A 10,817-nucleotide genomic window follows, 5' to 3' on the forward strand; every position below is an offset into this window, starting at 1 on the left:
AGCGTGAGGGAAACGCCCGGTTACATACCGAACCCGGAAGCTAAGCCTCACAGCGCCGATGGTACTGCAGGGGGGACCCTGTGGGAGAGTAGGACACCGCCGAACAATTTTTCAGAAAGGTCGGATCCTGAACTTCGGTTCAGGGTCCGGCCTTTTTCTGTTGTGCGTAACGTGTCGTTCACGTTGCGCGCCGAGCATCCAGCACATGGGAACTGCTGCACTGCTCAGGGCCGCCGGCGTCGGAGCCGGTGACGAGGTCGTCGTACCGGCCTTCGGGAACGCCGAGGTGGCTGAGGCCGTGATCCTGGCCGGCGCGCTCCCGGTGTTCGCCGACATAGACCCGGTGACCTACTGCGTCGCCCCGGAAGCCGTCGACGCGGCCATAACCCCCCGTACCGCGGCCGTCGTTGCCGTACACCGCTTCGGACGGCGCGCCGACATGAGGCGGTTGCACGCGCTCGGACAGCGGCACCGGCTCCTCGTGCTGGAACACGCCGAGTCCGAGGCGCCGTACGACGAGACGGCGCAGCGCAGGGAGCGGGCCGGCTATCTCGACGCCAGACTGAAGGGCGTACGGACGCCGGACGGCGGGGACGGGCACACCTACCAGCAGTACGTCGTACGGGTGCCGGGCAACGGCCGGCCCGACCGGGACGCCTTCGCACGCGCCCTCCGGGTCAAGGGAGTCGGCTGCCGGGTGCCGGTGAAGACGCCGGTGCATCGACTGCCGGAGTTCCGCCGGTGCGTGTCCCTGCCCGAGACCGAGCTGGCCGCCGACGAGACGCTCGCCCTGCCGGTGGACGCCTCGCTGACGAAGCGTGAGATGCAGCGGATCGTCTCCGCCTGCAACGCCCTCGGCGGACTGCTCCAGCCCGCCTTCTGAACAGGCACCGAACGCATTTGGGAACTCGGGCCTGTCCGGGGTACAGTTTCTTCGTCGCCGCGAGGGAAACCTCGAAAGCGACCGGCCCCTATAGCTCAGTCGGTAGAGCGTCTCCATGGTAAGGAGAAGGTCAACGGTTCGATTCCGTTTGGGGGCTCCAATGAAAAGGCCCCACCCTTCCGGGTGGGGCCTTTCTCATGCCTCCTAGAGGATTTCCGGGATCCGCATCGTCAGGATCGCCATGTCGTCCGAAGGGGCGTCCGAGGCGAAGCGTTCCACCGCGCGCATGATGCGTGCCGCGACCGCCCCGGCCGTCAGGCCCGTGCACGTCGTCAGGACGTCGGCGAGACCGTCGTCGCCCAGCATGCGGGTGCCCTCCCGGCGTTCGGTGACGCCGTCCGTGACGCAGAGCAGCACGTCACCGGGCTCGAGGGTGACCGTCTCCTCGTACAGCTCCAGATCCTCTATGACGCCCAGCAGTGGCTGCGGCTCGGCCGCCGCCACGACCGTGCCGTCCTGACGCAGCCGCAGCGGCAGGGGGTGGCCGGCGCAGACCACCTTCAGTTCGGCGCTGCCGTCCTGCTGCGGGCGCAGCTCGCCGTAGAGCAGGGTCAGGAAGCGGCTGCGGTCGCCCTCGTCGAGGATCGCGGAGTTCAGGCGCTCCAGGACCGCCGGCCCCGACAGGCCCTCCCGGGCCAGCAGACGCAGGGCGTGCCGGGCCAGGCCGGTGACCGCCGCCGCGTTCGGGCCCGTACCGCAGACGTCGCCGATGGCGAAGCCGTACGCGCCGTCGCCGATGGGGAAGAGGTCGTAGAAGTCGCCGCCGACCTCGTTGCCCTCGCCGGCCGCGCGGTAGATGACCTCCACCTCGACGTTGTCGATGTGCGGCAGGCCCGGCGGGAGCAGGCTTCGCTGGAGTGCCTGGCTGATGGCCGTACGCTCCGAGTACAGGCGGGCGTTGTCCAGGGCGAGGGCGGCCCGGCGGCTCAGGTCCTCGGCCAGCTCCAGGATCTCCTGGCGGAAGTGCTCGTCGGTGGGCTTGCCGAGGGTCAGCATGCCGATGACGCGGTTGCGGGCGACGAGCGGCAGCACGACCGTCTCTCCGCCGACCGCGGAGGCCGTCGCGAGCGTGGGACCGATACCGGAGGAGAACTGGTGCGTGGAACCGCCGGTCAGTCCCAGGCTGCGCATGGAGCTGCGCAGTGCCGCCTGGTGGGCCACCTCGCCCGGGGTCGTCCAGATGCGGGCACCGGGCGTGGGCACCGGGTCCGGCGGGGAGACCTTCGACAGCAGCGACTTGATGCCGTCGATGAGTTCCTCGTCCTCGTGCAGGACGTACGACAGGTACGGCTCCGACGCCTGGTCGGCGATGGTGTACACCGCGCACCACGTGGCCAGGGTGGGGACGGTCATCTGCGCCATCAGGGCCAGCGTCTGGTCCCGGTCCAGGGTGCCGGCGAGCAGGTCGGAGGCCTCGACCAGGAAGCTCAGGGAGCCGCGGCGCAGCCGTTCCAGCTCGCCCAGGCGGGCCGACTCGACGGCCAGGGCGATGCGGTCGGCGGCGAACTGGAGGCGCAGCGCCTCTTCGTTGGTGTAGCGGCCGGGTGCCTCCGCCGCGACGCCGAGGGAGCCGGTCAGGCGGCCCTCGACCTTCAGCGGGACGGTGACGACCGAGCGCATGCCGGTGCCGGCGAGCAGCGGGACGGCGCCGGGGACGGCGGCGAGGTCGTCGTGGACGGCGGGCATGCGCGCGGAGCCGTAGCGGCCCGGGCCCGCGTCGACGGGCACCCGCGCGAAGCGCTGGCGGGCGGAGGGCAGGCCGGTGGAGGCGCGGACCTCCAGCTCCGTCTCGTCGTCGGTGGCGAGCAGCAGGAACGCGGAGTCGCCGTCGAGCATGTCCCGGGCGCGCTCCACCGTGCGCTGGAGCAGACCGTCGAGGTCGTCGGGGGCGGGGGAGCCGATGAACACCTCGAAGGGGTCGGTGTTCGGTCCGTCGCCGGACGAGGTCTGGTCGGTGGCCGGGACGCGGGACGGCGTCTGCAGGACGGCGCGCTCGTGGTCCCGGACCAGCAGACAGACGGTGGACGGCTCGCCGCCGGTGTCGCGCACCCGAAGATGGGAGGCGTACACCTGGGCCACGCGGCCGTCGGCGCCGCGGATGCCGTAGCTGCCCTCCCAGCGGGAGAGCTGGAAGGCCTCGGCGATGCCGGTGCCGGTGCCCGGGGTGTGCGGCCAGGCGGCCAGCTCGGTGAGGGGCTTGCCGACGACCTCGGCCGCGGGGAAGCCGAACAGTTCCTCGGCGTCCTCGTTCCAGGCGCTGATGCTGCCCTTGCGGTCGACCTGGAGGACCGCGACACGGACCCGCCCGTCGGCCAGCGGGAGCAGGTCGGCGGGCAGGGCGGGGCCGGCGGCGCGGGTGCCCACCATCCGTGCGGGCAGGTCGAGCTGGAACCAGACCTTCTTGTGGGTGGGGGTGTAGTCCACGCCCCAGCGGGTGGCCAGGGCCGCGCACAGCTGGAGGCCGCGGCCGCCCTCGCGTTCGGGGCTGCCCATGACGGCGGCGCTGTTCTGGAGGGGGACCTCGCGCTCCGGGTACCGGTCGGCGACCTCGATGCGCACGCCGTCCTCGGTGCGCAGGCAGAGCACCTCCGCGTGCGTGCCCGCGTGGACGACCGCGTTGGTCACCAGCTCGCTGGTCAGGACCACGGCGTCGTCGACGATGTCGGTGAACCCCCAGCCCTGGAGGGTGTCGCGGACGAAGGACCGGGCGGTCGCGACCGATCGCCCGACGGGCTCGAAACTGGCAGCCGCGCGCGCGGTGATCACAGAACTCCTCGGCCGGTCGTCGGAGGGCAGGGCTGCGGGGCCGGCCGGCTCGTGCCGCTGCTGCGGCATCAGCTCGCCCGTCGGTTGTGGCTCCGGGGGCTGTCCCCCGGGGATCACTCCGGTGGTCATGGTCTGCGGCCGCCCCTCCGATGCCCGCTCGTGCTCGTGCCACCGCCCAGGCCGGTCGGACCGGTGCGGCTGGACAGCCGCTTGCAAGGTTACTTACCTTCGCGGTCCGAGCGGATGCCGGTCGGCGGTGTTCACCCCCCACGGTGTGCGGACGATGTGCGAAGCTGCCGAACTGTTATGGCCTGGTTCGGCCGGGGTGAAACACTGGGCAGGCTTCGATGGAGGTCGGGTCGGGCTGCGTGCGTTCCGTGCGGGCGGGCAGCAGCCCCTGGTGAGGCCGGATCCCGTCTGGGCGGAACTGGCAGGAACACGCAGTAGTAACCGGTACGCCGACGTGCCCGGGATGCCGATGACGGCACCCGGGCAGAAGCGGGCCGGGCACAGCAGTAGCGGTCTACCCCTCCGGGAGGGACACAGTGGAGTCTGGCGCGGCGACGCGGGGTACGAGGACGCGCGCGAAGGGCGGACCATCCCTGGGCAGGAGCGGCGCGACCACCGAGGTGGACACGGCGGCCCTGAACCGGCTGCTGGCGGCGCTCGTGTCGATGCGGGACGGGAACTTCCGCAAGCGGCTCACGGTGTCCGGAGACGGCGTGATGTCGGAGATCGCGGCCGTCTTCAACGAGGTGGCGGACCGGAATCTGCACCTCACCGGCGAGTTGTCGCGGGTGCGGCGCATGGTCGGGCGTGAGGGAAAACTCACGGAACGGCTGGAGACGGGGGCCTGCGAGGGTTCCTGGGCGGCGGCCGTCGACAACTCCAACGCGCTGGTGGACGATCTCGTCTGGCCCGTGTCGGAGGTCAGCCGGGTGCTCACGGCGGTCGCCGAGGGTGATCTCTCGCCCCGCATGGAACTGCGGACGCAGGGGCCGGACGGTGGCACCGGGCATCCGCTGCGCGGTGAGTTCCTGAAGGTCGGCCGTACCGTCAACAACCTGGTCGACCAGCTGTCGACGTTCACGGACGAGGTCACGCGGGTGGCCAGCGAGGTCGGTACCGAGGGCAAGCTCGGTGGGCAGGCCCAGCTGCGCGGGATGTCGGGTTCGTGGAAGGACCTGACGGAGTCCGTCAACACCATGGCGTACCGGCTGACGGCCCAGGTGCGGGACATCGCGCTGGTGACCACGGCGGTCGCCCGGGGTGATCTGTCGCGCAAGGTGACCGTCCATGTCGCCGGCGAGATGCTGGAGCTGAAGAACACCGTCAACACGATGGTGGACCAGCTCTCGTCCTTCTCCTCCGAGGTCACGCGGGTGGCCCGGGAGGTGGGCACCGAGGGCATCCTGGGCGGCCAGGCGCGGGTGCCCGAGGTGGCCGGTGTGTGGAAGGAGCTGACCGACTCCGTCAACACGATGGCGGGCAACCTGACCGCGCAGGTGCGCGGGATCTCGCAGGTCACCACGGCTGTGGCCAGTGGTGACCTGTCGCAGAAGGTGACGGTTCCGGCGCGCGGCGAGGTCGCGCAGCTCGCCGAGACGATCAACCAGATGACCGAGACGCTGCGGATCTTCGCGGACGAGGTCACGCGCGTGGCGAACGAGGTCGGCGCGGAGGGGCGGCTCGGCGGGCAGGCGAACGTGCCGGGCGCGGCCGGGACGTGGAAGGACCTGACGGACTCCGTCAACACGGTGTTCCGGAACCTGACCACGCAGGTGCGGGACATCGCCGCCGTGACGACCGCGGTGGCCAGCGGTGACCTGTCGCAGAAGGTCACCGTGGACGTGGCAGGCGAGATGCTGGAGCTGAAGAACACCGTCAACGGCATGGTGGACCAGCTTTCCTCGTTCGGTGCCGAGGTGACGCGGGTCGCGCGGGAGATCGGCGTCGAGGGTGAGCTGGGCGGCCAGGCGCAGGTGCCGGGGGCGGCCGGGACGTGGAAGGACCTGACGGACTCCGTCAACACCGCGTTCCGCAACCTCACCGGGCAGGTGCGCAACATCGCCCAGGTGACCACGGCGGTGGCCAACGGCGACCTGTCGCAGAAGGTCACCGTGGACGTGTCCGGCGAGATGCTCCAGTTGAAGAACACCGTGAACACGATGGTGGACCAGCTGTCCTCGTTCGCCGACCAGGTCACGCGGATGGCCCGGGACGTGGGCACCGAGGGCCGGCTGGGCGGTCAGGCCCGGGTGGACGGCGTCTCCGGCACGTGGAAGGAGCTGACGGACTCCGTCAACTTCATGGCGGGCAACCTGACCTCGCAGGTGCGCCAGATCGCCCAGGTGACGACGGCGGTGGCGCGCGGTGACCTGTCCCAGAAGATCGACGTCGACGCGCGTGGCGAGATCCTCGAACTGAAGAACACGATCAACACGATGGTGGACCAGCTGTCCGCCTTCGCCGACCAGGTGACCCGGGTCGCGCGTGACGTGGGTACGGAGGGCCGCCTCGGCGGGCAGGCGCAGGTGCCCGGGGTCGCCGGTGTGTGGCGGGACCTGACCGACTCCGTGAACGGCATGGCCGGCAACCTCACCGCGCAGGTGCGCAACATCGCGCAGGTCGCGACGGCGGTGGCGCGCGGTGACCTGTCCCAGAAGATCACCGTGGACGCGCGCGGCGAGATCCTGGAGCTGAAGAACACGCTGAACACGATGGTGGACCAGCTGTCGTCGTTCGCCCAGGAGGTCACGCGGGTGGCCCGCGAGGTGGGCACGGAGGGCATGCTCGGCGGGCAGGCCGAGGTCCAGGGCGTCTCCGGCACCTGGAAGGACCTCACGCAGTCGGTCAACTTCATGGCGAACAACCTGACCATCCAGGTGCGCAACATCGCCGAGGTCACCACGGCGGTCGCGAAGGGCGACCTGTCGAAGAAGATCACGGTCGACGCCAAGGGCGAGATCCTCGAGCTGGTCACGACGGTCAACACGATGGTCGACCAGCTGTCCAGCTTCGCCGAGCAGGTGACGCGGGTGGCCCGCGAGGTGGGCACCGAGGGCATCCTGGGCGGGCAGGCGCACGTGCCGGGTGTCACCGGTATCTGGAAGGACCTCAGCAACAACGTCAACCTGATGGCCAACAACCTGACCATGCAGGTGCGGAACATCTCCCAGGTGGCCGCGGCGGTCGCCAACGGTGACCTGACGCGGCAGGTGACGATCGAGGCCAGCGGTGAGGTCGCGCAGCTCGCCGACACCATCAACACGATGGTCAAGACGCTGAGTTCGTTCGCGGACCAGGTCACCAAGGTGGCCCGTGAGGTGGGCACGGACGGCATCCTGGGCGGCCAGGCGCACGTGCCCGGGGTGGCCGGCACCTGGAAGGACCTCACCGAGTCGGTGAACCAGATGGCGTCCAACCTGACCGGTCAGGTCCGCAACATCGCCATGGTGACCACCGCCATCGCCAAGGGTGACCTGACGAAGAAGATCGACATCGACGCGCGCGGTGAGATCCTGGAGCTGAAGACGACGATCAACACGATGGTCGACCAGTTGTCCAGCTTCGCCGAGGAGGTCACGCGGGTGGCCCGCGAGGTGGGCACCGAGGGGCAGCTCGGCGGCCAGGCACGGGTGCGCGACGTCGACGGCACCTGGCGGGACCTCACCGAGTCGGTGAACGAGATGGCCGGGAACCTGACCCGTCAGGTGCGTGCCATCGCGCGCGTGGCGACCGCGGTGACCCGCGGCGATCTCAACCTGAAGATCGACGTGGACGCGTCCGGTGAGATCCAGGAGCTCCAGGACTACATCAACAAGATGATCGCCAACCTGCGCGACACCACGATCGCCAACAAGGAACAGGACTGGCTGAAGGGCAACCTGGCCCGCATCTCCGCCCTCATGCAGGGCCGCCGGGACCTGGAGGACGTGGCCTCCCTGATCATGAGCGAGCTGACGCCGGTGGTGTCCGCGCAGCACGGGGCGTTCTTCCTGGCGATGCCGCTGATGGAGGGCAGGGCCACCGGCGGCGGCGAGGACGGCTACGAGCTGCGGATGCTGGGCTCGTACGGCTACTCGATGGGCTCCATGCCGACGTCGTTCCGGCCCGGTGAGGCGCTGATCGGCACGGCCGCCGAGGAGAAGCGCACGATCCTGGTGGACAGGGCGCCCAGCGGCTACCTGAAGATCGCCTCCGGGCTCGGCGAGGCCCCGCCCGCGCAGGTGATCGTGCTGCCGGTGCTGTTCGAGGGCGAGGTGCTCGGCGTGATCGAGCTGGCGTCCTTCACGCCGTTCACGCAGATCCAGAAGGACTTCCTCAACCAGATCGCCGAGATGATCGCGACCAGCGTGAACACCATCTCGGTCAACACCAAGACCGAGAAGCTGCTCAAGCAGTCGCAGGAGCTGACCGAGCAGCTGCGGGAGCGGTCGGCCGAGCTGGAGAACCGGCAGAAGGCGCTCCAGGCCTCCAACGCCGAACTGGAGGAGAAGGCCGAGCTGCTGGCCCGGCAGAACCGGGACATCGAGGTGAAGAACACCGAGATCGAGGAGGCCCGGCAGGTCCTTGAGGAGCGTGCCGAGCAGCTCGCGGTGTCGATGCGCTACAAGAGCGAGTTCCTCGCCAACATGTCGCACGAGCTGCGCACGCCGCTCAACTCGCTGCTGATCCTGGCCAAGCTGCTCGCCGACAACGCCGAGGGGAACCTGTCGCCGAAGCAGGTGGAGTTCGCCGAGACGATCCACGGCGCGGGTTCCGACCTGCTGCAGCTGATCAACGACATCCTCGACCTGTCGAAGGTGGAGGCGGGCAAGATGGACGTCTCCCCGACGCGCATCGCGCTCGTGCAGCTCGTGGACTACGTGGAGGCCACCTTCCGGCCGCTGACCGCGGAGAAGGGCCTGGACCTGTCGGTACGGGTCTCCCCGGAGCTGCCCGCCACCCTGCACACCGACGAGCAGCGGCTGCTCCAGGTGCTGCGGAACCTGTTGTCCAACGCGGTGAAGTTCACCGACTCCGGGTCGGTGGAGCTGGTGATCCGGCCCGCCGGCGCCGGGGTCCCGCAGTCCATCCGGGAGCAGTTGCTGGAGGCCGGTTCACTGGTCGATCCCGAGGGTGAGCTGATCGCGTTCTCGGTGACCGACACGGGTATCGGCATCGCGGCCAGCAAGATGCGGGTGATCTTCGAGGCGTTCAAGCAGGCGGACGGCACGACGAGCCGCAAGTACGGCGGGACCGGGCTGGGGCTGTCGATCTCGCGGGAGATCGCCCAGCTGCTCGGCGGTGAGATCCACGCGCAGAGCGAACCGGGCCGCGGCTCGACGTTCACGCTGTACCTGCCGCTGCACCCGAGCGAGCTGCCGCCGCAGGGCTACCAGCAGCCCGTGGCCGCGCTCGAGGCCGGTGACCTGGTCGCGTCCGAGGCGCGCCGGTCCCTGGAGCTGTCGGCCGCGGAGATCGAGACGCCGGCCGAGGTGAAGTCGTACCGGGAGACGCAGAACGGTCCCGCGGCCCTGTTCCGGCGCCGCCGGCGCAGCCTGCCGGAGGAGGGGCAGCGCACCGGGCAGTGGGCGGTGGCGCCGGAGCAGGAGGGCACGTCGCAGCCGGGCCGCGCGGTGCGGTTCGGCGGGGAGAAGGTGCTGATCGTCGACGACGACATCCGCAACGTGTTCGCGCTGACCAGCGTCCTGGAGCAGCACGGTCTGTCGGTGCTCTACGCCGAGAACGGCCGTGAAGGCATCGAGGTGCTGGAGCAGCACGACGATGTGGCGGTCGTGCTGATGGACATCATGATGCCGGAGATGGACGGGTATGCAACGACCACGGCGATCCGCAGGATGCCGCAGTTCGCGGGGCTGCCGATCATCGCGCTGACGGCGAAGGCGATGAAGGGCGACCGGGAGAAGGCGATCGAGTCGGGTGCCTCCGACTACGTCACCAAGCCGGTCGACCCCGACCACCTGCTGTCGGTGATGCGCCAGTGGATGAGCCCGGAGTGAGTGCGGCGGGCCGCGGTGCGGCGGGGACGCTGTGGGGCGGGCGGTGCGGCCGGGTGTGGCGTGAACTCGCGGGAACGTCGGGAGGGCGTCGGAGGTTGTTGCATCATGAAGGCGGGGAACACGCGGGAATGCGGGATTCCGGGAACCCTCCGGAGGCCCGCCGCGTTTCCTCTACGTGCACAGTGACATCACGGTGACAGGGTGTGGCGACAGACGGGGTGCGGCTACGATGACCGGCACAAGGACGGGCGGCGAAAGGGAGTCGTCCCCTGGGGCGGCGCCCGGCGTACCGCCGGGGCGAGGAGGGCGGGCCATGGTGCAGAAGGCCAAGATCCTCCTGGTCGATGACCGGCCGGAGAATCTGCTGGCGCTGGAGGCCATCCTCTCTGCGCTCGATCAGACGCTGGTGCGGGCATCGAGCGGGGAGGAAGCGCTCAAAGCGCTGCTCACGGACGATTTCGCGGTCATTCTGCTGGATGTCCAGATGCCGGGCATGGACGGGTTCGAGACGGCGGCGCACATCAAGCGGCGTGAGCGGACCCGTGACATCCCGATCATCTTCCTCACGGCGATCAACCACGGCCCGCACCACACCTTCCGGGGTTACGCGGCGGGCGCGGTGGACTACATCTCCAAGCCCTTCGACCCGTGGGTGCTGCGCGCGAAGGTCTCGGTCTTCGTCGAGCTGTACATGAAGAACTGCCAGCTGCGTGAGCAGGCGGCGCTGCTGCGCCTCCAGTTGGAGGGCGGCGGCGGCAAGGGCGCGGTCGCCGGCCGGGAGTCGGCCGGGCTGCTCGCCGAGCTGTCCGCACGGCTCGCGGCCGTCGAGGAGCAGGCCGAGGCGCTGTCCAAGCAGCTGGACGACGACTCCGCCGACGCGGCGGCCGTCGCCACGGCGGCCCATCTGGAGCGCAAGCTCACCGGTTTGCGCCGCGCGCTCGACGCCCTGGAGCCGGGCACGGGCAGCGGCGCCTCCCTGCCGTCCCAGAACTGACGCGCGCCGGGCCCTGACTTGCCGGTGAGCGGGCGTCAGTTCCGGTCCTCCACAGGCACGACACGAACGGGTGAAGCTGTGGGCACACGTGTCCGCCGTCGTCTCCCCC

4 protein-coding genes, 1 tRNA gene and 1 rRNA gene are annotated in these 10,817 nt (G+C 70.0%); 5 read left to right on the top strand and 1 reads right to left on the bottom strand.

What is annotated here, in order from left to right; translation table 11 throughout:
* The 3 genes from rrf to ACF1BE_RS08630 all read left to right on the top strand — a co-directional run.
* Positions 1-105 (top strand): 5S ribosomal RNA (rrf, locus tag ACF1BE_RS08620); the annotation flags it as partial.
* A gap of 115 nt (positions 106-220) precedes the next feature.
* Positions 221-883, top strand: coding sequence for a DegT/DnrJ/EryC1/StrS family aminotransferase (locus tag ACF1BE_RS08625; protein WP_392198570.1), 663 nt, complete (start codon positions 221-223; stop codon positions 881-883).
* Positions 884-967: 84 nt separating this feature from the next.
* Positions 968-1,043, top strand: a tRNA-Thr gene (locus ACF1BE_RS08630).
* A 44-nt stretch (positions 1,044-1,087) separates the two neighbouring features.
* On the opposite strand, the gene ACF1BE_RS08635 is transcribed toward ACF1BE_RS08630, so the two are convergent.
* Positions 1,088-3,838 (bottom strand): SpoIIE family protein phosphatase, encoded by a 2,751-nt coding sequence (locus tag ACF1BE_RS08635; protein WP_392198242.1) that lies wholly within the window; start codon positions 3,836-3,838, stop codon positions 1,088-1,090.
* A gap of 416 nt (positions 3,839-4,254) precedes the next feature.
* On the opposite strand from ACF1BE_RS08635, the gene ACF1BE_RS08640 reads away from it, so the two are divergent.
* Positions 4,255-9,714, top strand: a complete 5,460-nt coding sequence (locus ACF1BE_RS08640; RefSeq protein WP_392198243.1) for a HAMP domain-containing protein — start codon at positions 4,255-4,257, stop codon at positions 9,712-9,714.
* 313 nt (positions 9,715-10,027) lie between these two features.
* Positions 10,028-10,708 carry a two-component system response regulator gene (locus ACF1BE_RS08645; protein WP_392198244.1) on the top strand — a complete coding sequence of 227 codons (681 nt, stop codon included), beginning with the start codon at positions 10,028-10,030 and terminating at the stop codon, positions 10,706-10,708.
* Positions 10,709-10,817: the final 109 nt, after the last annotated feature.

The sequence above is a fragment of the Streptomyces sp. NPDC014991 genome (assembly GCF_043080665.1).
GTDB lineage: Bacteria > Actinomycetota > Actinomycetes > Streptomycetales > Streptomycetaceae > Streptomyces.